This is a genomic window from Stutzerimonas chloritidismutans (assembly GCF_051486945.1).
In the GTDB taxonomy this organism is placed as follows: Bacteria; Pseudomonadota; Gammaproteobacteria; order Pseudomonadales; family Pseudomonadaceae; genus Stutzerimonas; species Stutzerimonas chloritidismutans_B.
Map to the genome: position 1 here is coordinate 668,430 of NZ_JAHVDX010000003.1, position 22,201 is coordinate 690,630.

At 63.2% G+C, this 22,201-nt stretch carries 19 protein-coding genes; 11 read left to right on the forward strand and 8 right to left on the reverse strand.

Annotation, left to right across the window (positions count from 1 at the left end):
- The first annotated feature begins 1 nt into the window (after position 1).
- The 5 genes from glmS (at position 2) to KXR72_RS15050 (ending at position 6,713) form a co-directional block, all read left to right on the forward strand.
- Positions 2-1,852, forward strand: coding sequence for a glutamine--fructose-6-phosphate transaminase (isomerizing) (gene glmS, locus KXR72_RS15030; protein ID WP_437421889.1), 1,851 nt, complete (start codon positions 2-4; stop codon positions 1,850-1,852).
- A 125-nt stretch (positions 1,853-1,977) separates the two neighbouring features.
- Positions 1,978-2,496, forward strand: coding sequence for a sigma-70 family RNA polymerase sigma factor (locus KXR72_RS15035; RefSeq protein ID WP_437421890.1), 519 nt, complete (start codon positions 1,978-1,980; stop codon positions 2,494-2,496).
- A 29-nt stretch (positions 2,497-2,525) separates the two neighbouring features.
- The gene (locus KXR72_RS15040) at positions 2,526-3,416 is read left to right on the forward strand and encodes a DUF4880 domain-containing protein (RefSeq protein ID WP_437421891.1); all 891 of its coding nucleotides are present in this window, start codon (positions 2,526-2,528) and stop codon (positions 3,414-3,416) included.
- 85 nt (positions 3,417-3,501) lie between these two features.
- Complete coding sequence (locus tag KXR72_RS15045) at positions 3,502-5,862, forward strand: TonB-dependent siderophore receptor (RefSeq protein ID WP_437421892.1); 2,361 nt, start codon at positions 3,502-3,504, stop codon at positions 5,860-5,862.
- 11 nt (positions 5,863-5,873) lie between these two features.
- Positions 5,874-6,713 carry an alpha/beta hydrolase gene (locus KXR72_RS15050; protein ID WP_437421990.1) on the forward strand — a complete coding sequence of 280 codons (840 nt, stop codon included), beginning with the start codon at positions 5,874-5,876 and terminating at the stop codon, positions 6,711-6,713.
- Here KXR72_RS15050 and KXR72_RS15055 read toward each other — a convergent pair.
- The 4 genes from KXR72_RS15055 to KXR72_RS15070 are packed head-to-tail and all read right to left on the reverse strand — an operon-like array spanning position 6,694 to position 12,468.
- Entirely contained in the window at positions 6,694-7,260 is a 567-nt protein-coding gene (locus tag KXR72_RS15055; RefSeq protein WP_437421893.1) for a biliverdin-producing heme oxygenase, read from the reverse strand. The two genes, KXR72_RS15050 and KXR72_RS15055, sit on opposite strands and share 20 nt — an antisense overlap.
- Positions 7,260-9,659: a response regulator gene (locus KXR72_RS15060; RefSeq protein WP_437421894.1), complete on the reverse strand. Its 2,400-nt coding sequence runs from the start codon at positions 9,657-9,659 to the stop codon at positions 7,260-7,262. The genes KXR72_RS15055 and KXR72_RS15060 overlap by 1 nt, the downstream gene beginning before the upstream one ends.
- 53 nt (positions 9,660-9,712) lie before the next feature.
- Positions 9,713-10,198, reverse strand: coding sequence for a response regulator (locus KXR72_RS15065; protein WP_437421895.1), 486 nt, complete (start codon positions 10,196-10,198; stop codon positions 9,713-9,715).
- 14 nt (positions 10,199-10,212) lie between these two features.
- Positions 10,213-12,468: an ATP-binding protein gene (locus tag KXR72_RS15070; protein WP_437421896.1), complete on the reverse strand. Its 2,256-nt coding sequence runs from the start codon at positions 12,466-12,468 to the stop codon at positions 10,213-10,215.
- A 216-nt stretch (positions 12,469-12,684) separates the two neighbouring features.
- On the opposite strand from KXR72_RS15070, the gene KXR72_RS15075 reads away from it, so the two are divergent.
- Both KXR72_RS15075 and KXR72_RS15080 read left to right on the forward strand, forming a co-directional pair.
- Positions 12,685-13,092, forward strand: a complete 408-nt coding sequence (locus KXR72_RS15075) for an SMI1/KNR4 family protein (protein WP_437421897.1) — start codon at positions 12,685-12,687, stop codon at positions 13,090-13,092.
- 34 nt (positions 13,093-13,126) lie between these two features.
- Positions 13,127-13,501 (forward strand): DUF3301 domain-containing protein, encoded by a 375-nt coding sequence (locus tag KXR72_RS15080; protein ID WP_437421898.1) that lies wholly within the window; start codon positions 13,127-13,129, stop codon positions 13,499-13,501.
- A gap of 4 nt (positions 13,502-13,505) precedes the next feature.
- Here KXR72_RS15080 and KXR72_RS15085 read toward each other — a convergent pair whose 3' ends face one another.
- The gene (locus KXR72_RS15085; RefSeq protein ID WP_437421899.1) at positions 13,506-14,468 is read right to left on the reverse strand and encodes a CobW family GTP-binding protein; all 963 of its coding nucleotides are present in this window, start codon (positions 14,466-14,468) and stop codon (positions 13,506-13,508) included.
- Positions 14,469-14,534: 66 nt separating this feature from the next.
- Between KXR72_RS15085 and KXR72_RS15090 the strand changes: the two genes are divergently transcribed.
- Positions 14,535-14,894, forward strand: coding sequence for an NADH:ubiquinone oxidoreductase (locus tag KXR72_RS15090; protein WP_437421900.1), 360 nt, complete (start codon positions 14,535-14,537; stop codon positions 14,892-14,894).
- Between the two features lie 18 nt (positions 14,895-14,912).
- Here the strand turns inward: KXR72_RS15090 and KXR72_RS15095 are convergent, their stop codons facing one another.
- Positions 14,913-15,431 (reverse strand): DUF3617 domain-containing protein, encoded by a 519-nt coding sequence (locus KXR72_RS15095; RefSeq protein ID WP_437421901.1) that lies wholly within the window; start codon positions 15,429-15,431, stop codon positions 14,913-14,915.
- Between the two features lie 124 nt (positions 15,432-15,555).
- Here KXR72_RS15095 and KXR72_RS15100 point away from each other — a divergent pair, with 124 nt between their 5' ends.
- The 3 genes from KXR72_RS15100 to KXR72_RS15110 all read left to right on the forward strand — a co-directional run bounded on the left by KXR72_RS15100 (position 15,556) and on the right by KXR72_RS15110 (position 19,601).
- Complete coding sequence (locus tag KXR72_RS15100; protein WP_437421902.1) at positions 15,556-16,071, forward strand: sigma-70 family RNA polymerase sigma factor; 516 nt, start codon at positions 15,556-15,558, stop codon at positions 16,069-16,071.
- Complete coding sequence (locus tag KXR72_RS15105) at positions 16,068-17,015, forward strand: FecR domain-containing protein (RefSeq protein ID WP_437421903.1); 948 nt, start codon at positions 16,068-16,070, stop codon at positions 17,013-17,015. The genes KXR72_RS15100 and KXR72_RS15105 overlap by 4 nt, the downstream gene beginning before the upstream one ends.
- Before the next feature lie 102 nt (positions 17,016-17,117).
- Positions 17,118-19,601 (forward strand): TonB-dependent siderophore receptor, encoded by a 2,484-nt coding sequence (locus KXR72_RS15110; protein WP_437421904.1) that lies wholly within the window; start codon positions 17,118-17,120, stop codon positions 19,599-19,601.
- A gap of 54 nt (positions 19,602-19,655) precedes the next feature.
- Here the strand turns inward: KXR72_RS15110 and KXR72_RS15115 are convergent, their stop codons facing one another.
- Positions 19,656-20,057, reverse strand: coding sequence for a DUF1850 domain-containing protein (locus KXR72_RS15115; RefSeq protein WP_437421905.1), 402 nt, complete (start codon positions 20,055-20,057; stop codon positions 19,656-19,658).
- Positions 20,054-22,087 carry a TRAP transporter permease gene (locus KXR72_RS15120; RefSeq protein ID WP_437421906.1) on the reverse strand — a complete coding sequence of 678 codons (2,034 nt, stop codon included), beginning with the start codon at positions 22,085-22,087 and terminating at the stop codon, positions 20,054-20,056. Before KXR72_RS15120 ends, KXR72_RS15115 begins: the two co-directional genes overlap by 4 nt.
- Positions 22,088-22,201: the final 114 nt, after the last annotated feature.

The window sequence follows — 22,201 nt, forward strand, 5'->3', positions numbered from 1 at the left end:
CATGTGTGGCATCGTTGGCGCCGTCGCCGAACGCAACATCACTGCAATCCTGCTCGAGGGCCTGAAGCGCCTCGAATACCGAGGCTACGACAGCGCCGGTATCGCCGTGCTCGATGACGCCGGCACGCTGCACCGTCTGCGCCGCTCGGGCAAGGTGTCCGAACTCGAAACCGCACAGCAGCAAGAGCAAGTGAACGGCCGCCTGGGCATTGCGCATACGCGCTGGGCCACTCATGGCGCACCCTGCGAGCGCAACGCGCACCCACACTTCTCCGGTGCCGACCTGGCGGTGGTGCACAACGGCATCATCGAAAACCATGAGGCGCTGCGTCAGCAGCTCAAGGGCATGGGCTACGTGTTTCTGTCCGACACAGATACCGAAGTCATCGTCCACCTGCTGCACCACAAGCTGGGCGAGTCCGGTGACCTCGCCGCCGCGCTGAAATCGGCGGTCAAGGAGCTCCATGGCGCCTACGGTCTGGCAGTCGTCAGCGCGCGGCAACCGGATCGCCTGCTCGCTGCCCGCAGCGGCAGCCCGCTGGTGATCGGCCTGGGCATGGGCGAGAACTTCCTCGCTTCCGACCAGTTGGCCCTGCGCCAAGTGACCGATCGTTTCATGTATCTCGAAGAAGGAGACATCGCCGAGATCCGCCGCGACAGCATCCAGATCTGGACTGTCGACGGGCAGCCGGTCGAGCGCGAGTCGGTGCAATACCACGAGGGCGCCGAGGCGGCAGACAAAGGCGAGTACCGCCACTTCATGCTCAAGGAGATCCATGAGCAACCGAAGGTTGTGCAGCGCACCCTTGAGGGTCGGCTTGGCGACCAGCAGGTGCTGGTGCAGGCGTTCGGCCCGCAAGCAGCCGAGTTGTTCGCCAAGGTGCGCAACGTCCAGATCGTCGCTTGCGGCACCAGCTATCACGCCGGGATGGTGGCCCGTTACTGGCTGGAAGAACTGGCCGGCATCCCCTGCCAGGTCGAGGTCGCCAGCGAGTTCCGTTACCGCAAAGTGGTGGTACAGCCGGACACCCTGTTCGTCACCATCTCTCAATCCGGCGAAACCGCAGATTCCCTGGCGGCGCTTCGCAATGCCAAGTCGCGTACCGACAAGGAAGGCCGCTACCTCGCCAGCCTGGCAATCTGTAACGTCGGCACCAGCTCGCTGGTACGCGAATCCGACCTGACGCTGCTCACCCAAGCCGGGCCCGAGATCGGTGTCGCCTCGACCAAGGCCTTCACCACTCAATTGGTCGGCCTCTTGCTGCTGACGCTCTCGCTTGGCCAGGTGCGTGGCACGCTAGCTGCCGCCGACGAAGCTGAGCTGGTCTCCGAGCTGCGTCGCTTGCCGACCCGCCTCGGCGAAGCCCTGGCACTGGATACCCAGGTCGAGAAAATCTCCGAGCACTTCGCCGAGAAGCATCACACCCTGTTCCTCGGGCGTGGAGCGCAATACCCGGTGGCGATGGAGGGCGCCCTCAAGCTCAAGGAGATTTCCTATATCCACGCCGAGGCCTACCCGGCTGGCGAGCTCAAGCATGGCCCGCTGGCGCTGGTCGATGCCGACATGCCGGTGGTCACGGTTGCGCCGAACAATGAGCTGCTGGAGAAACTCAAGTCCAACCTTCAGGAAGTCCGCGCACGGGGTGGCGAGCTGATCGTTTTCGCCGACCGGGAAGCCGGCATCGAAGACGCCGAGGGCATCATCAGCCTGAGCATGCCGCACATCCACGACGTCCTCGCGCCAATCCTCTACACCTTGCCGCTGCAATTGCTGTCTTACTACGTTGCGGTGCTCCGCGGCACGGACGTCGACCAGCCGCGCAACCTGGCCAAGTCGGTGACGGTGGAATGATCGAGCCCGGGCACATCATCGGGTAATGATGATCTTGTTGTAATGGTAATGATTCGCGATTAATGTTCAGGCCGGTCGCCATGTCTCGTGGCGTTTTCCGAGTTGCTGCCTGAGGCCTGCCTGCATTGTCGCTATCCGATCCAAACGCCAGCGTTTCCCTCGATGTGCTTTACGGCGCGCATCATGGCTGGCTTCAAAGCTGGCTGCGGCGAACGGTCGGTTGCTCGCAGCAGGCTGCGGATCTTGCGCAAGACACGTTTGTCCGCTTACTGGTGCGCGGAAAACCAGTCAACGATCAAGCACCCCGCGCATTACTCACCCGTATCGCCCGCGGCTTGGTCATCGATCAGTGGCGGCGTGATGCGCTGGAGCGCGCCTACATCGAGGCGCTGGCCTCATTGCCTGAGGCCAGCCACCCATCTCCAGAGGTCCGACACGAGGCGTTGCAGTCGCTGGAGCGCATCGCCCGGCTACTTGATGGTCTCAAGCCGGTCGTACGTGAGGCCTTCCTGCTATACCAACTTGGCGGTCTGACACATGTGCAGGTCGGGCGGCAGTTAGGTGTTTCCAGCCGCACCGTCGAACGCCACGTGGCAAATGCGCTGCTGCATTGCTATCGCCTGTGCTACGAGAATCAGAATTGAGGCCGCTGCAACGCCTGCCGGAGCCGATCGTGCGTGAGGCCATCGAATGGCAATCGCGCATGCGGACTGCCTGTGCAGACGACCTGCTGCAACGCGAACTGCAAGCGTGGCTCCTCAAAGATGACCAGCATCAGCTTGCCTGGCAGCGGATGCAGCAGATGGGCGAGCTGTTCCAGGTTGATCGTCTACCCGACCCGGACCGCACGATACCGCTGTTGAGGCGAGCAGAAGCTGACCTCGGCCGACGCCGAGCACTCAAGGTTTTGGGTTGGTGCGTTACGGTTGGCGGCACATCGCTGCTCGCCGCGCAGGGCTCGTCGGACTGGCGCGCCGATTACGCCACCGGCACGGGCGAGCGCAAGCAACTTGCCATAGCGGACGCTCACGTCATGCTCAACACCGGCAGTGCAGCTGACTTGGTAGGAAACACGCTGCAATTGCGTGCTGGCGAGGTGCTGATCGATGGTCGGGGCTGGCGCGCTCGCTGCCGTTTTGCCACCTGTACCGGTGCCGACTCCAGCGTAGTACTCCGTGAGCGCGGCGCTCGCAGCGAGATCCATATCCGCCGGGGTGAGGTGCTGATCACGACAGCGGCTGGTACCAAGGCGCTGCGTGCCGGCGAAAGCGCGGCGGCGACTAAGAGCGGCCTTGCGGTTATCGCGCGCGGCCCGATCGACCCGTTCGCGTGGGCGCGGGGCCTGATAGTGGTCGACGATGCGCGCTTGGCAGACGTTCTCGCCGAGGCTGGTCGGTATCGGCAAGGCTGGCTGGGTTGCGACCCGGCGGTCGCCAACCTTCGGTTGTCTGGCGTGTTCCGGCTGGATGCGCCCGAGCGAATGCTCGAAAACCTCACTCACCTCTTGCCGGTTCGCGTCGTCGAGCGCACCCGCTGGTGGGTGCGCATTGTACCGCTGGCCTGACTATCTCCCATGAGGGCACCGAAAAACTGGCGGACTTTTGCGTGCCATCCGGTTAAGGCGGTATCGACTCTCAATGGAATACGTCATGCCCGCCCGCTCGCTACCTTTCCAGCCCCGCACCGTGCCTGCCGCAATCTGCCTGGCACTCTCTTTAATAGGCGGCGTTGCCAGCCAGCCGCTATATGCTGCACCGAGCATAGCGGCCGACGCGCCGGCCATCCCCGCTGGGCCTTTGGCTCAGGCGCTGAATCTCTTCGCCGAGCGAGCAGGCATCACACTGTCGTTTTCGCCGGAACAGGTTCGTGGATTGGACAGCCCCGGCGCAGTCGGCGGCAGATCGGTCGCCGATGGTCTGGCCGCGCTGCTCGAGGGTACCGGCCTCGTTGCTCAGGAAACGTCCGCCGGTTACGTGATCGTCCAGCGCCCGGCTGGGGCGGCACTGGAGTTGACGCCAGCGATTATCGAAGGGACGGCGACCCGCGGTGCCTTCGTACCCGCCGACGGCTACGTAGCGACCAGCGCGAGTACCGCAACCAAGACCGACACCCCTATTCTCGAAACCGCGCAGAGCATTAGCGTGGTGACCGCTGAGCAAATCGCCGATCGCAACGTCGATCGAGTCGAGGACGCTGTCGCCTATGCCGCGGGTGTGCGTGTCGGCAGTTCGGGCCTCGATCCCCGTTTTGACAGCATCAGCGTGCGTGGCTTCGACACCACCATGACTGCTGACTTCCTCGATGGTCTGCGGCAGCCCTATAACGGTTGGCTGTCAATTTATGGTGTTGAGGCTTACACGCTGGAGCGCATCGAAGTACTCAAGGGACCGGCCTCGGTGCTCTATGGACAGATCAGCCCCGGCGGCATGGTCAACCGCGTCAGCAAGCGGCCGACCCTGGAGGCGCGCAACGAGCTCGAACTGCAGGGCGGGAATAATGAACACCGCCAAGGTCAGTTCGACCTTGGTGGCCAGCTGGACACAGACGGCGACGTGCTGTTTCGCGCCGTCGGCGTCTACCGCGACGCTGAACATTCTATCGAGCAGCTGAACAACGACGTGCGGTTGATCGCGCCCTCTCTGAGCTGGCAGATCGACCCGGACACCCGTCTGACGCTGCTGGCCCACTATCAGGAACGTGAAACCGCAGCCTCGCCGATGCTCTATCAGGAGGGCGACCGGCTTACCGATTTCTGGCAGGGCGACGAATACTTCGACAAGCTCGATCAACGCCAATGGGCGCTCGGATACGAGTTCGAGCACGTCTTCAACGACACCTTCAGCCTGCAGCAAAACATGCGCTACGGTCAGATCGACACGATCAACCAGTACCTGCAGCCCAATGGCATCATCACTGATGGCGTCATGGATCGTTATGCGGTGGGTGTGTACGAAGACATGGCGTCGCTGAGCAGTGATACCCGGCTGATAAGCCGCTTCGCCACGAATGCGCTACAGCACACCCTGCTCAGTGGTTGGGACTACACGTGGTTCGACGGCTCGGTGCTCTATGCTTCGGGTCTCGCACCGTCCATTGATATGAATGCGCCGGATTATCACCAGCCGGTCGCCAGGCCAACCGATGAGCTGGCCGATCAGGACAGCCTGACCCAGCGCAGTGGCGTGTACCTTCAGGATCAAATGGAACTCAACCGCTGGCGGCTGTCCGTCGGGGCGCGTCGCGACTGGGTACACGTGCGAAACAGCGACAACCTCAGCGACACCAATACCAAGAGCAGCGATTCGGCTACTACCTTTCAGCTCGGCGCCCTGTATCTGTTCGACAATGGCGTGGCGCCCTACGCCAGCTATGCCGAGTCGTTCCTTCCGCAGAGCGGCACGAACGCCAGCGGCGCGGCCTTCAAGCCTACCGAGGGTCGGCAATATGAGTTCGGCCTCAAATACCAGCCGCCTGGCACGCGAGCCCTGTTCACTGCCTCGCTCTATCATTTGACGCAGCAGAATGTGGTCACTCGCGATCCGGTGGACCCGCTCGATAGCGTGCAGACCGGCGAACAGGTCTCACGCGGGCTGGAGCTCGAAGCCGTAGCCGACCTCAACGATCGGATGCACCTGACCGCGAGCTACAGCTACAACGATCCAGAGATCACCAAGAGCAACGATGGCGACGAAGGCAACGACCCGAAGGATGTGCCGCGCCACCTCGCTTCAATCTGGCTGGACTACAAGCTGCCGACAGGTCTTGGGGTTGGCGCCGGCGCGCGCTACACCGGCAGCGTTTACGGCGACAACATGAACTCCACCAAAAGCGACGCATACACGCTGTTCGATGCTGGCGTGCACTACGATTTTGGCGGCGAGCTGGACGGCATCCGGGTGGCGCTCAATGCGCGCAACCTAACCGACAGGCAATACATCAATTGCCAGGACGGCTACTGCTATCGCGGTGAAGCGCGCAGCGTCATCACTAGCCTGAGCTACCGCTGGTGAGAGGCGTGAATATGATCCGTTCCATGACGTTGCTGCTGTGCCTGCTACTGGCGGGCGCCGCGGGGGCTGCAACCCCCCAATCCGTGTCGCTCGACGGTACCGAGCAATGGACGCTGAAAAGCGCAGAAGGGCGTGAATATCGCATCATGGTCAGCCTGCCGGAGGGCGAAGTGCCCTACACCGGCGGCTTTCCGGTGATCTACCTGCTCGATGCCAATGCCTACTTTCCAGCATTCCATGCCGCAAAGCGGGCGCAGGATTCGTTGCGCGGTGCGATCCTGGTTGGCATCGGCTATCCCAGTGACACGCCGCTGGATTTCGAGCGCCGTGCCTTCGACCTGTCGCCGCCCCAGGAGCCAGAGCGCAACGTGCCGCCCCAGGGTGGCCAGGATCTGTTTCTCGACTTCATCGAGCAGCGCCTGATGCCAGCTGTCGACGCGCGCTTCAAGGTCGATCAGGACCAGCGCAGCCTGGTCGGGCACAGCTTTGGCGGCATGTTCGGCATCTACGCCTTGTTCACCCGGCCAGCGCTTTTCCAGCATGTCGTTGCGATCAGCCCGAGTCTATGGTGGCGTGATCGCTACCTGCTGGCGCACGAACGGGACTTCACCCGCCGGGCGCACGCCGGTGAGCTGGACTTGATCCACCGCAGCCTGACGATGTGGGTGGGTGATCGCGAAATGCCGCAGGAGATTCAGGACGTCCGCGCATTGCAGCTGCGCCTGCAGGACCTCTCGCAATACGGCCTGCGCAGCGATTTTCAGATCGAAGCTGGCGAAGACCACATGTCGGTACCCTTCCGGGTGACGAATCGGGTGCTTGGCGAACTGCTCAGCACGCGGCGGTACTAGTCGCTGAGCTCGGTGCGGCGTGGCGGATGAAGAGCGCGAAGCAGGCGCTCGCGCCAGCCAGTACGTCTTGCCAGGGTTGCAGGCGTGCCTGTTGTTCGAGTTGCCCGAGGAAGCGGGGCCACGAGGGGCTGGTATCGGTGTGCGCCAGGTAGCGCAGCGGCGCGGTTGGGTTGGCGTTGGCCACACGCCGTGCGAGCAGGCGGCCGCCCAGGCGCGAGCCTTCGAGTACGTAACAAGCGCCCAGGCACCAGCCCGCGGAGGGCTGGATGTTGAGTGACGTATCTGGAAGCTGCCCCAACCCGCCGAGATCGGCCAGATCAGCAAGCAGCGCATGGCGCCGTTGGCGGTTCGGCCAGTCGTCGATCCACTCTGTGATGCCAGCCTCTTCAAGCCCGGTTTCCAACGGTCGGACCACGCGCAGGTGCGCCTGCAGGAAAGCGCGATAGCCCTCCAGGCTCTCCAGATCGAAGTCTGAGAAGGCAGCGTCGACGCGCTCGTGCTGGGCGGCGGTGGCCTCGCGCAGGCGCTGGCGGATCGAGTCGTGCATCAGGCCAGCACGTGTTCTTTGAGGACCATGCTGAGCTTGCGGGCAAGCTGCTCTTCGCGGAACGGTTTCTGGATGATGGTCGTGCTGCCCATCCCCAGTTCGCCGAGCTCGGCATAGCCAGTGATGAACACCACAGGCAGCTTCGGGTAGCGCGACAACACGGCGCGGGCAAGCTCGCCGCCATTCATGCCCGGCATCGCAAAGTCGGCAAGCAGAAGGTCCGGGTTGGTGCCTTGCTCCAATAATTCGAGCACCTTGCGGCCACTGTCAGCCTCGATGACGGCATAGCCGAGGTTGCGCAGCATCTGGGCAGTCACTTCGCGCACGTTATGGTCGTCATCCACCAGCAGGACGGTGTTGGACGCATCGGCCAGCAGCGGTCGCTGGTCATCCTCTGGCGCTCCGCTGGCCTGGACCGGTTCGGTAACCCGCGGGAGATAGACCTTCACGGTCGTGCCGACACCCAGTTCAGTTTCGATGCGCGCACCGCCTCCAGACTGTTTGGCGAACCCGAAGACCTGCGCCAGGCCAAGGCCGGAGCCCTTGCCGACTTCCTTGGTGGTGAAGAAGGGCTCGAATGCCTTTTGCAACACCTCGTCGCTCATCCCGGTACCCGTATCCCGCACCGCCAGCTCGACGTACTCCCCCGGGCCGGGCTCTTCAGCGCGTAGCGGCGGGGCGGTAATGACCGCGTTGTTCGTGCTCAACGTCAGGCAGCCGCCGGAGCCCATTGCGTCGCGTGCATTGATCGCCAGGTTGAGGATGATCATCTCGATCTGCGTTGGGTCGACGAGGGCGTGCCAGAGGCCGGCGCGGGTGTCGGTTTCGATGGTCACCGAGCCGCCCAGTGTGCTGTGCAACAGGCTGAGCAGCCCGACCAGCGTGTCGTTGAGATCCACCGCCTTGGGTGCCAATTGTTGGCGGCGGGCAAAGGCCAGCAGCTGGCCGGTCAGCGTGGCGCCGCGCTCGCCCGATTCCTGGATGTACTGCAGGCGGTTCAGCGCCTTGGCAAGCGGTGCGCCGGTCTGCAGGTCGTTGCGCAGAAAGCTGGCACTGGTAAGGATCACGGTGAGCAGATTGTTGAAGTCATGGGCGACACCGGCGGTGAGCTGGCCGACGGCTTCCAGGCGCTGCATCTGCTGCAGGGTGGCCTCGATTCGCTCGCGTTCCTTGATCTGCTCGACCAGCTCGCGGTTGGCCGCGGCCAGGCGGTCCACGGCGGCGATCTCGCTGGTGATGTCGCGGCCGGCGGCGTAGATCATCCCGGCGTCGGGCACGGCCGTCCATGACAGCCAGCGATAGGTGCCGTCGCGGTGCTGCATGCGGTTGACGAAGCGATCGGTAAAGTTGCCCTGGCGGATACGCGCGGTTTCCTCGACGGTGGCGCGCTGGTCATCGGGATGGACCAGTGTCCAGAGCGTGGTGCCCAGCAAGTCCTCGCGGGGCCAGCCGAGCGTATCTTCCCAGACCGGGTTCAACGCCACCACCGTGGTGTCGAAGCGCGTAACCGCCAGGAGGTCGCGTGAGAGTTCCCAGGTCCTGTCGCGCTCACGGGTCCGCTCCTCGACGCGCTCGCCAAGCGTTTCGTTGAGACGTTTGAGCGCTTCGGTAGCCAGCTTCTGCTCGGTAATGTCCATCACAACGCCAATGAAGCGTCGGCATTGGCCGTTCTCGAAGAAGCCTTGGCCGCGGGTTTCGATCCAGCGAACCTGGCCGTCGTCGAGACGAATGCGGTAGTCCACGGTGAATTCGCGGTCGCTTTCGGTGCCAGCCGCCTCGCGTACGCGCTGGCGCAGATAGCCAATGTCATCGGGGTGGCAAAGCAATTCGAGCGTGCGCAGGTCTACCGGCGCGTCGGCACCGATCCCGAGCATGGCGCGGCAGCGCCGGTCGAGCAGCAGGCGGCCGGCCTGGGGCTCGTAGTCCCACATGCCCATGCCCGCTGCATCGATGGCCAGGCGTGCTCGCACCTCTACCTCGCGCAGCGTTTCCTCGGCACGCAGACGGCCGAGACGCTCCTGAACTTCGCTCAACGCGCGTTCGACCGCTTTGGGCAGGAACTTGAGGTTCTGCTTGAGCACGTAGTCGATCGCACCCGAGCGCATCATGTTGACGGCGTGCTCTTCACCAAACACGCCGGAGAGGAAGATGAAGGGCGTCTCCGGCGCGAGCTGCCGTGCTTCCTGCAGGGCCTGGCTGCCGGAATAGCCGGGCAGGATGTAATCGGAGAGAATCAGGTCGAAGCGGCGGCGCTGCAAAGCCTCGCTAACGCCAGCGTGGTCGAACACCACTTCGGCATCGATCTGATAGCCGCTACGCTCGAGCGTGACGAGTGCGAGTTCGGCATCGTGCGGGCTGTCTTCGATGAACAGGACGCTGATCTGAGTTGTCGCCGGCATAACCATCCTGTCTGGAGTACAGCTAGAGAGGAGTCGTGAGACGCGCCTGGCTATCAGCTCGGCTCTTCATCCGACTTGCGTTCACGACGATGGCGTTGCAGGCGTAACGACCCGGGTGGCGGCTCGTTGAGCACCGCCCAGAAGACGCCCAGGTCAGAGATGGCGGCAACGAAATCCCGGAATTCGACCGGTTTTACAACGTAAGCGTTCACCCCGAGCTCATACGCTTTCGCCAGGTCCGGTTCTTCGCGCGATGAGGTCAGCATCACCACAGGGATCGCACGCAGATCGGGCGTCTCGCGAATCGTCTTCAGGACTTCAAGGCCATCGACCTTGGGCAGTTTCAGGTCGAGCAGCAAAACGGCCGGATTTCCATCGGCCCGTTTGCTGTAATCGTTGCGGCGTAGCAGGTAATCGAGGGCCTCGGCGCCATCACGCATGATGATCACATCGTTGGCCAGCTGGCTGCGCTCGAGCGCGACAAGGGTCAGCTCGAGGTCATGAGGGTTGTCTTCTACCAGCAGGATGGGTTTGAGCATGAGCGAATCCGGTACTAAAGAGAGGATGCGTAACTGAGCGTGGGCAGTGAGAAGAAGAAGGTCGCGCCGTGGCCGACCTGGCCGTCCGCCCAGACCTGACCATCGTGTCGCTCGATGATCCGGCGTACGCTTGCCAACCCGATACCGGTGCCCTCGAATTCCTCCATGCGATGCAGCCGCTGGAAGACCCCGAAGAGCTTGTTGGCGTATTGCATGTTGAAACCGACGCCGTTGTCGCGCACGTAGACGATGACTTCTTCGGCGCGCTCTTCGGCGCCGATCTCGATGATCGCCTGCTCGCGTTTACGGCTGTATTTGATGGCGTTGGATATGAGATTGCGCAGCGCCATGTGGATGAACGCGGCATCGGCGATCACCACAGGCATTGGGTGGATGCGCCATTCTATCTGTCGGCCCTCGCAATCGGGTGCCATTTCCTGACGGATGGACTCGACCAGCGCAGCCAGATTGACATCTGACAGCCGCAGCGCCGCACGCCCCATCTGGGAGAAGCTCAGCAGATTATCGACCAGCGTGCCGGCGAAGCGGGCGGCGTCTCCAATGTTGTCGAGAAATCGCAGGCCGCGGTCGCTGAGCTTGCTGCCCTCGAGTTCGCCGAGCAGCTCCGCGTACCCGGCGATGTGCCGCAAGGGTGCGCGTAGATCATGGGACACGCTGTAAGAGAACGACTCGAGCTCCTTGTTACTCTCGCGGAGCTCGCCAGCCAGCTGGGCCATTTCTTCGGCTTTGCGCAACACGATGCCAAGCACCGCGGTGCGCAGTTCCAGTGCGCCCTCGATCTCGATGGATTGCCAGGGTTCGGCGAAGCCCCGCAGGGTTTCCTGCCAGCTTTCGAAGCTGTTGCGTGGTGACAGGCTGCCGCGCACCTGATCGATGCGTTTTTCCGGCTGGCCCGCCCAGTTGACCGTCTTGACCTGCTCGCGGCGGAACCAGATCAGGTAGTGCGGATGCAAACGCGATATCGGGATCGCCAGCACGCCGGCACAGTGCTTGGCCAGCTCTGGGATGGCCGGTACGTCACGGCCAACGTTGTTGCTGCTGAATACCTGCATCTCATCCTGATGCGCGAGCCATTGGGTCAGGCGTGTCAGCAGCGCGGAAGGTGGGGTTTCGCCAACGGTTTCGTAGCGCTCACCCGAAATGATCGCGCCGCCGCTGGCGTTGGCGAAGTCCAGCACCACCTGCGGCTGGCCGAGGAACCCTTCGACCACGCTGTCGCGGTCGGCCATGCTCGACAGCAACTCGACGATTTGCCGGCGCAGTTCGAGCTTGCGCTGGGCGAGCGCAGCGGTTTCCTTGGCTTCGATTTGCAGCGAGAGGATTCGCGCGAGCAACTCGCAGGCGGTGCGGGTTTGATAGGACACGGCGCGCGGCGCTGCGTCATGGCATGAAATCAGGCCCCAGAGCTTGCCCTGGATGACGATGGAGACGGACATCGAGGCCAGGGTGCCCATGTTGCGCATGTATTGCAGGTGCACGGGCGACACGCTGCGCAGGGAGGCAAAGCTCAAGTCCAACGGTTGGCCGTCAGGATTGACTGCCGGAACGATAGGAGATGGCTGGTAATTGGCGTCCTGGATGACACGAACGAGGTTGCTGCAGTACAGCTGTCGGGCCTGCGGTGGGATGTCCGAGGCGGGAAAACAGAGCCCCAGATACTGCGGGTAACCTTCATCGGCTTCTTCGGCGAGCACCAGACCGTTGCCCTGCTCGTCGAAGCGGTAGGCCTTGACCCGTCCAAAACCGGTGATTCGCTTGACCTCGCGAACCGCCAACGCACAGATGTAGTCCAGCTCCTGTGCTTCTTGCAGCTGCACCACGAAGGTCCGCATCAGCGGGTAGAGGTTGTCGTAGGCGGCGCCGGAACTGCCAGCCGCCTCGAACTCGACTATCAGCTTGCCTTTGAAGCGATGTGCCATCAGCGCCAGCGGGAGGTGATTGGCTCCGTTGTCCAGGCGAAAGCTGATGTCGCTCAGGTGGAAGGGGTTGTGGTCATCCTCGGCCAGCGCCGCCAGGCGCTCCGAAAAGCCGCAGTCGCAGATCAGGTCCGGCAGCCGGCGGCCCAGCAAACTTTCAGCGGTCACGCCGAGCCACTGTTCCACGTTCTCGCTGGCCTGAACGATCGCCAGTTCGGGCTCACTGAGCGCCAACAGGAAACCGTGAGGCTGGATGCTACCGGGGATGTGGATGGGTTCATCGCCACACTGTGCGATGGCGTCGGCGAGCTTGCGTTCTTCGGTGGATGCCAATGGAACTCCTGTGGAGCCCGAACGGGCCGGATATGGCGAGCGGGCACCGATTGCGATCGCTATCGTGGGCCACAGGTCGAGGTGGGTGGCTTACGGATAACGCGGCAGTGTTGCCGTTTTGCGGGTGCCGGTCACTTTAGCGCGACTAAGACTGGCTCGCCAATGCGATGGCTTGTATAAACGGCGCATTTTCTGGCGACTGGCGAAGGGGGCTGCATGGAAGAGGTGATCGAGCAACTGCGTGAGCTCAACGAGTCGGTGCCGGTGCCACTGGAATTGCCTGACGACGACCGGTTGGTCGAGGTCGAGGAAGAGTTGCTGATCAACTTGCCGTACGGCTTGCGCGAGTTTCTGCTGCTGGTCAGCGACGTGGTGTACGGCCGCCTCGAGCCGGTGACTGCGACCGACCCACAGTCTCACACCTACCTGCCCGAAGTCGCCGCCAATGCCTGGGACGCCGGGGTCCCGCGCGACCTGCTGCCGATCTGCCAGGACGGGCCGGATTATTACGTGGTCGACCTGGAAGGTGAAGTAACGCTCTTTGATGGCACCGAACACGAACTCACTGACGAAAGCTGGGAAACGGTCTGGCATTGGGTGCGCGACGTCTGGCTGGAGAGCTGACGATGCCGGTCACTTCGCGTCATGGAGGCCACCGTTGATTACCCTGGGCAACCTGTTCCTCTTTCTGTTGCTGATGACGGCCGTGGCGTGGTTGTGGCATTCGCACGGCATCCGCGAGCGCGCCTTGGTAGCGGTCCGCCGGCACTGCAAAGCGCAGGATGTTGAACTGCTGGACGGTAACGTCGCGTTCCGACGCATCCGCTTGCTCCGTGATGCCCGCCAACAACGCCGCCTGGCGCGCGTCTATGGTTTCGAATTCACCGTGACCGGCGAGCAGCGGCATCAAGGGAGTATCGTCATGTTCGGCGGGCGCCCAGGGCCCATCGAAATGGAAGCCCATCCCTTCCACCCGCGCGAAGATCAGGGTCGGGTCATTCAGCTTGACGAATGGCGACGTCGCGGCGAATAGCACGCTAGCACCGGCAGGCCACCAGAGCCGCGCTCAGTCTCGTCTCGTCCTGAGCCTCGTCGAAGATCAATTCCATCCGTGAATCCTTGCGCCACTCGCTGGGCATGAAAGCCAATGCCTGGCCGCCAACCGCATTGGCCGAACGCCCTCCCTCGGGTGTTTGCAGGATCAGCTTCGCGCGGCGCCAGGGCATGCTGGCGAGCCAGTCCGCAACGAGTTGTGGGTCGAAGCGCTGGCTCGGGTGCCAGCGCCAACCAATGCTCCAACCGTCTGCGTTGCCCTGGGCCTGGCAAATGGGGCGGGTTGGGTCCAGCCAAAGGCTATGGGGTGGTGAAGGCGCGTCGGGTAAGGGCGCGGCGGCCTCGTGGTATCGAGCGCGGTGGGCTATCCCGGGCAACGCAGCCAGGTCGAGCTGTCCGTGATGAGTCCAGTGGAGCGGGCGCGCCGGCAGTTGCGCCGCCAATTGTTCCCGTCGGGCAACATCAAGCGCCTCGCTCTTGTTCATGACCAGCAGCCCACAGTGTGGCAGGGCCTGTGCCTGGCTGTCCGGCAAAGGCTCGCCGGCCGCCAGTGCCGCAGCATCGAGCACAGCGACGGCGGGTTGCAGGTTCAGTACGGTCTGCCAGGGTGCCGCCGCCAGCTGTGCCAACAGGTCCACAGGATGGCCCAGGCCGGACGGTTCGATCAGCAAGCGGTCTGGGTGTGCCTTGCGCAGCAGGCGGTTCAGCCCCACCTGGAAGGGCACGCCATTGACGCAGCAGAGGCAGCCACCGGCGATTTCGGCAAGGCTGACCGAGGCGTCATCGGTGGTTAACAGCGCCGCATCCAGGCCTATCTGCCCGAATTCATTGACCAGGACGGCCCAGTGCTCATCGGCCGGCTTCTGGCGCAACAATGCGCGGATCAGGCTAGTCTTGCCGGCGCCGAGGGGGCCGGTAATCAGGTGGGTCGGAATCTGCTGAAGCATGTGCGTGGTCGATAGGTCAGGGTCGGGCTGCATGCTAGAGTCGCACGTCAGCAGAGGAGGATGAAGGTGTTGCGTTTCCTATGTGTCGTGTTGTTGGCGGTTACGGGCCAGGCGCTGGCTGAAGGGTGCGTCGTGCACAGTCAGGACGACCGGGTCGAAGTCGAAGTGTGCCAGGAGAACCGCAGCATTCCTTCCGAGCTGTTCCGGTCCGGTTTCTGCCAGCCAGCCCTCAAGGGGCAGGAGGTCGAGGTCCGGTTCGTCGAGCAATGTCCCGACGGTGCCTTCGGTGTGTGCCGCGACGCGCAAGTGTCGAACATGCCTTATCGACAGGACATCCACTATTACGGCGTGGCGACCGATGCTCGTTTTCTCGCGCCTGCCTGCACCCAAACCAATGGCGGCACATGGGAAGGCGAAGTGCCTTGAGCGGTTCCACGTGGAACCTCAGGAGCGCGGCTTCAGCGTGCCGCAGTCCTCGCTAAGCCAACGGCCGTGGGACGCCATGCGGCTGGTGCCGCGTTGATCTCCAACCTGATATTCACTTTCGATGGTGCTGCGCACTTCTCGTTCGCTGATCAGGTGGGTCTCGCCGCTGCCCTTGGCGTCGGGACATTCGAAGCTGAAGCGCCACCGATCGCCTGAGGCGTCCGAAATCGTCTGGGTGCATCCCGGTTCATCCTGAAAAGGGAGTTCACGTGCTTCGATTTGAGCCTCACTGAGGCACATCCGCACCCCCGTCTCGCTGACCGCAAGACCTTGCTCGGCAAGCATCTTCTTCATCATTTCCTGCTGTTCCGGCGGCAGTCCCTTCATTTGCTCGAGCATTTCGGCCATGCCGGGCATCTGCATGCCATCGACCTCCATCTCTTCACTGGAAAATTCCCAGAGCCCCGGCAGCATCTCCGCCGCTTGGACGGGCAGGGCCAACGTGGCCAAGCAGACGAAGGGCAGTGCATTTTTCATCGGTACGTTCCTCGGCGAAATAATCTCAGCCTAGACGAAATCTGGGCGCGTCGAGGTCAGCGGACCATAGCGTTTCGTTGATGAGAAGCGTTAGCATTAGCATCTCAACGCAGACGGAACCATCATGGCGAGCTCAGGCACGCTTCGGCAACAATTCCTGCATCAGCTCTATGTCGACCACCAAGGCTGGCTCAACGGCTGGTTGCGTCGGCAGTTGGGCTGCAGCCAGCGGGCCGCGGACCTGGCGCAGGATACTTTCGTCCGCGTGCTGACCAAGGACGGAAGCCTAGACGCCGTCCGTGAACCGCGGGCGTACTTGCACACCATCGCCCGAGGGCTGCTGATCAACCACTGGCGGCGCCGGGACATCGAACAGGCCTACCTGGACGCGATGGCGCTCCAGCCGGAAGCGGTCGCGCCGTCGGCTGAATCCCAGGCCCAGGTCATCGAGACGTTGCTGCGAGTAGACGCCATGCTCCAGGCAATGCCGCCGCGGGTACGCCAGGCCTTCTTGCTTTCGCAGTTGTACGGCCTGACCTACGCGGCGATCGCGGCAGAGCTGGGCGTGTCCGACCGGATGGTGAAGAAATACATGGCCCAGGCCATGCTGCAATGCCTGCTGCTGGAAGACGAGGCATGAGCCGGGACTACGCCACACTGCAGGCTGCCGCGCATTGGTTTTCGGTGCTCCAGGCCGACCATGTCAGCGAGGCCGATCGCCGCGCTTGGCGTGCATGGATGAACGTGGCGGAGCATGAACGGGCGTGGCAATGCGTCGAACGCATCAGTGCTGGCTTCGTGCCGTTGGCGCGGGACCCCTTCGCACCTGATGCGACTGCACTGTTGCAACGCCGCGCGCCGAGCCGAAGGCAGGCGCTCAAGGCGCTTTCAGTCCTGGGTGGCGGCGCGTTGCTCGCGTTGACGGGCGGGGCGTTGCCCTGGCGCCGCTGGACGGCCGACCAGCGCACCCTGGTCGGTGAGGTGCGCGAATGGCCGCTGAGCGACGGCACCCGGATCTGGTTGAACACCGATAGCGCGGCAGATCTCAGCTCGGGCGGCGTGGGTACCGAGGTGCGGCTGTATCGCGGCGAGCTGCTCGTCGAGGCACCTGCCCTGACGGCGCCGTTGCGCTTGCACACGGCCGAAGGGCATCTCGAGGCGGTCGTGGCCACGCAGTTCTCGGTGCAGCAGCAGGCGGGCCAAACCCAGCTCAGCGTGTTCGCGGGTCAGCTGACGGTCTGGCCGGGCGGGCAGGGTATAGCGCACCGCATCGTCGAGGGTCGGCAGGTCTCGTTCAGCGCCGATGCGCTCGGCCTGTCCGAGCCGGTGCAGACCGGTCGCCAGGCCTGGGCGCGTGGCGTCCTGCTGGCCGACAACCGGCGGCTCGACGACTTCCTGCTGGAGTTAGGTCGATACCGCCAGGGCTATCTGGGCTGCGACCCGCGCATCGCCGGCTTGCGCGTAGTAGGGGCATATCCGCTGGCGGACACCGACCGCGTTCTCGAAGCCCTGGCCGGTACCCTGCGGTTGCGCGTCAACCGGCTGCTGCCCTGGTGGGTCACCCTGGAGCCATTGTCGGCTTGAGGCGATGCGATGAAAAAAAATCGCATCGGCAGTTCCCCTTTTGCTGCACTCGCGGGGCATAGACGCATCGATCACCGTTTTGCTTCAGCAAAAGGAGTCTTCATGCGTCCCCATGCCTTGCCGCTTCGCCGCAACACCCTGTCCCGCTCGATTCGCGCCGCGCTGCTCTGCCTGCCGCTGGCAACCCTTAGCGCCGTGCCGGTGGCGCTCGCCCAGGTCGCCAGCGAGCAAGGCCTGCGCCACTACGACGTTCCTGCCGGCGCACTGTCGACCGCTTTGAGCCGCTTCGCCGGCGAGGCGGGAGTCCTGTTGTCGGTCGAGGGCCGCCTTGTCGAAGGGCGTGAAACGTCCGGCGTGCAAGGCCAGTACGGCGTGCAGGAAGGCTTCGAGGCGCTGCTCCAGGGCAGCGGCCTGCAGGCGGTACGCGATGCGCGTGGCACCTATTCTCTGGAACCGGCGCCAGCCGCCGGACAAAGTGGCGCCGTTGAACTCAAGCCGATGGTGGTCGAAGGCTTCGCCCTAGGTAATGCACTCGGCGAGATGGAAGGCTACGCCGCGACGCACAGCAGTGTGGCGACCAAGACCAGCATGCCGCTGGCTGAAACGTCGCAAACCGTCTCCGTCGTTACCCGGCAGCAGATCGAAGACCAGGGCTCGCGCTCCATCGCCCAGGCCGTGCGCTACACACCGGGATTGATGAGCACGCCGTACGGTGCCACGACTCGCTATGACTACGTGGCTATGCGCGGCATCACTGACGGCTCGGTCGACAACCTCTACCTCGACGGTCAGAAGCTGCTCGGCGACAGCGGCACCTATAGCAGCCTGCAGGTCGACCCCTATTTCGTCGAGCGCATCGACATTCTCAAAGGCCCGTCGTCGGTGCTCTACGGCCGCAGCCTACCGGGTGGTCTGGTGGCTATGACGACCAAGAAGCCCCAGCACGAGGCGAGCCGGCAGATTCAGTTGTCCTACGGCAGCGAGGATTACAAGCAGATCGGCTTCGACCTGACCGGCCCGCTAGATGAGCGCATCGCGTACCGCCTCGTCGGTGTGGTCAAGGATGCTGATAACCAGGTCGATGGCGTCGAGGAAAAGCGCTACGCCCTGATGCCATCGCTAAGCATCGACGTGACCCAGGATACCCGTCTCACGCTTCAGGCCATGCTCCAGCACGACCCGGAAAGCGGCTATCACGGCGGCCTGCCGGCGGACGGCACCGTAACCTCGCACAATGGCCAGCGCATTTCGCGCAGCTTCTTCGAAGGTGACGAGCATTATGAGAAGTTCGAGCGCGACCAGCAGATGATCGGCTACCAGCTCGAGCACCGGTTCAATGACGTGGTGTCGGCGCGACAGAACTTCCAGTACCTCGATTCGACGGTCGAATCCGGCCAGGTCTACCAGTACGGCTACGCCACGCAGGACGAACTGGTGCGCTATTACACCGGTGCCGATGAGGTGTTGCACGCCTGGACCTTGGACAACCAGCTGCAGTTTCTTTTTGACACCGGCGCCCTGAGCCACACCTTGGTTACCGGGCTGGACTACCAGCGGCGCAAGGCAAAGGTGGACTACAACGGGGCCACCGGCATCGGCACGATCAACCCCTACACCGGCGTCGCCAACCCGAGCAGCCTGGCGGTCTACCACCAGTACGACGAATTGCGCGAACTGGAGCAGACCGGCCTGTACCTGCAGGATCTGATCAGCCTCGGCAACTGGCGCTTCTCTTTGGGTGCGCGGCAGGACTGGGTAGACGTTTCCTTCGAGCAGACCGAGTCGATGTATGGCGACCAGGCGGATCAGTCCAAGCTTGAACAGTTCACCGGTCGCGTTGGCGTGCTCTATGCGTTCGACAATGGCCTGTCGCCCTATGCCAGCTACTCCGAGTCCTTCAACCCGAACGCGACTGGTGCCTACAACTACGACTCGGGCACAGGCGCTTACGACATCACCCTGCTCGATCCCACCGAGGGTGAACAGTTCGAGGTCGGCCTGAAATACCAGCCGCTCGGCACGGATGATCTCTATACGATCTCGCTGTTCGACCTGAAGCAATCCAACCTGTCGAGCAAGGATTCCAACGAGAGCTTTTTCCGCTCGGTCGGTGAGATCACATCGCGCGGTGTCGAACTGGAAGCCCGCTTTGCGCCGGCCGACAACGTCAATGTCCTGGCCAGCTACACCTACATGGACGTTGAGTACAGCAAGGACTACGTCGGCACCGCAGGGGTCAACAACCGCGGCAATACACCCAATGCTGTCGCGCGCAACATGGCGTCGCTGTGGGCTGACTACACCTTGCACACCGGGCCATTGGCTGGGCTGCAGATTGGCGGCGGCGCGCGCTACTTCGGCAAGAGCTGGGTAGATGCGGAAAACACGCTACGCATCCCGGCATACACGCTGTATGACGCCATGCTCGGCTACGACTTGTCGCGGGTCGGCATGGAGGGTCTGGGCGTACGCCTGAACCTGAATAACCTGACCGATGAGAAATACGTCGCCGCCTGCAACAGCCTCAACCAGTGCTACTACGGCGAAGCGCGAAACGTGATGGCGACGCTGACCTACGACTTCTGATTGGTGCGTCTGGCGCATGCGCTCCGCTGTGTTGCGCGGCCATGCGTCGGCGAATCAGGAAGAACCGGCCGCCGAGGCGGCGCAGCTCCAGAGTTCCAGCGCGGGCTGGGCCGCTTGTGGCGGGCCCAGCCATTCGCTCAAGGCGTGGCAACGCTGGTCAAAACACAGTTGGTAATCCCCTGCTTCGGGGGTTCGCCCCACACGCAGCGGTTGCAACGGCGGCATCTGGCGCTGGTAGTGCCAGGCCCCGTCACGCAGTTCGGCGTCATCCGGAATTTCCATCCCGGCACCTGAACCCTTGACCCGCGCTTCGCCGAGCAGCAGCCCGTCCGGCGTCACGCGGTAATCTTCTTCCCAGCGGATCTTCTCGATGGTGTGGTTCCAGGCCAGGGTGAAGTCCTGTGTGGGCACTTGCGCCCACACCGCCCCAGCCAGTCCCAAGCAAAGACCGATCACGCCAGTACCGGGCCGGCCCGGCGGGCCCGCACGATGTGTTGCGCCAGCAGCAGGATGCCGATGCCGAAGCCGATCTCGTCGGTGATCGGCAGCGCCATGATCAGCGTAGTGCCGGCGGCGAAGCCGAGCAGCCGCTCCCACCAGGCGAGCGGGCGCTGCAGGTAGCCGATCGAGGCGATGCCCCAGAGGCCAATGGCGAAGGTTGCCTTGACGATCATGTAGAGCGTCATCCAAAGGCTATCTCCCTGCAGCATCAGCGAGGGGTTGTACACCGCCATGAAGGGCACCACGAAGCCGGCAACGGCGATGCGCACCGCCCAGAAGCTGATCTTCAGCCCACGCTCCTTGGCAATCGGCGCGGCGGCGAAGCAGGCCAATGCGACCGGTGGCGTCAGGTCGGCGAGGATCCCGAAGTAGAAGACGAACATGTGCGAGACGATCAGCGGCACGCCCAGGTCCAGCAGCGCGGGTGCAGCGATCGAACTGGTGATGATGTAGTTGGGGATGGTCGGGATACCCATGCCCAGCACCAAACAGGTCAGCATGGTCAGGATCAGCGAGAGGAACAGATTGTTCTCGCCAACCGCCAGGATGTAGCCGGCAAACGTAGAGGCCACGCCTGTCAGCGATACCACGCCGATGATGACACCGACCAGCGTACATGCGATGCCCACCGGAACGGCGTGACGCGCGCCTTCGACCAGTGCGTGCAGGCAGATCACCAGGGTGTCGCGGCCGCCTTTGACGAACCAGCAAGCCACCACCAATGCGGCGATAACGCCGAAGATCACGCCGATGCCGAGCTGGAAGAACCCGGCGCAAAGCACACCCAGTGCAATCCAGAACGCCATGCGCAGAGCGAACGATGACACTCGCAGGATGATTGCCGAGCCAAGGATGACGATGGCCGTCAACGCCAGGCCAATCATCCCGGAGAACAGCGGCGTACGGCCGGAGAACAGCAGGTAAACCAGCACCGCCAGAGGGATCAACAGGAACCAGCGCTCTTTCACCGCGGCCCAGGCACTCGGGCATTCGTTCTTGGGCAGACCCTTGAGGTCGGCGCGCTTGGCTTCCAGGTGCACCATCCAGAACACTGAGCCGAAGTACAGGAGGGCGGGAATCAGCGCCGCTTTGGCGACCTCGAAGAAGGGCACATTGATGGTTTCCGCCATGATGAACGCCACGGCGCCCATCACCGGCGGCATCATCTGGCTGCCCATCGAGGAGGTTGCCTCCACGCCGCCGGCGAAGGCCGGACGGTAGCCGAAGCGCTTCATGAGCGGAATGGTGAACTGGCCAGTGGTGACCACGTTGGCTACGCCTGACCCGGTGATGGTGCCCATCAGCGCAGAAGACACTACGGATACCTTGGCCGGGCCGCCCAACTTGTGCCCGAACAGGCCCATGGCGAAGTCAGTGAACAGCTTGATCATGCCAGCCTGTTCGAGAAAGGCGCCGAACAGGATGAACAGGAAGATGTAGGTGGCCGAAACATAGGTCGGCGTACCGTAGAGACCCTCGGTGCCATAGGCCAGCTGGTTGACGAGTTGGTCGATGTCATAACCGCGGTGCGCCAGATCGCCCGGCAGATACTGGCCGAGCAGCCCGTAGGCGAGGAATAGCGCGCAAATGATCGGCAGCGCGATGCCCATGACGCGGCGGGCGGCCTCGAACACCAGCACGATCAGCGCGATGCCCACATAGAAGTCCAGCGTCGTCAGATCACCGGAGCGCTGGATAAGGTCGCCCTCGAAATACCATTGATAAAACGCCGTGCCCATGCCTGCCAGGGCCAGAACCCAGGCCAGGGGCTGCCATGGCTTGCCGTTGCCGCGGGCCGGAAAGCTGAGGAACACCAGCATCAACAGGAAGCCGACGTGGCCCGCACGCAGCACCTGGCTGGACACCGGATGAAACGCGGCCATGATGATCTGGTAGACGGAAAACAGCAGCGCGACGTAGAACAGTGCCTTTGGCCACTCGGCCGTGCTGCCTGTCAAACCTTGTTCTTGTTGTAACTCGCTCATGGAATGCCTCGAGCAATAAGCGTGGTCGCGGAGAGCCGCTAACAAAACCTGCCGTGCACGCACGCTGGTTTTACTAGCGCCTCTTCAGGTCGGTCGGATCAAGTAGCGGGTGCC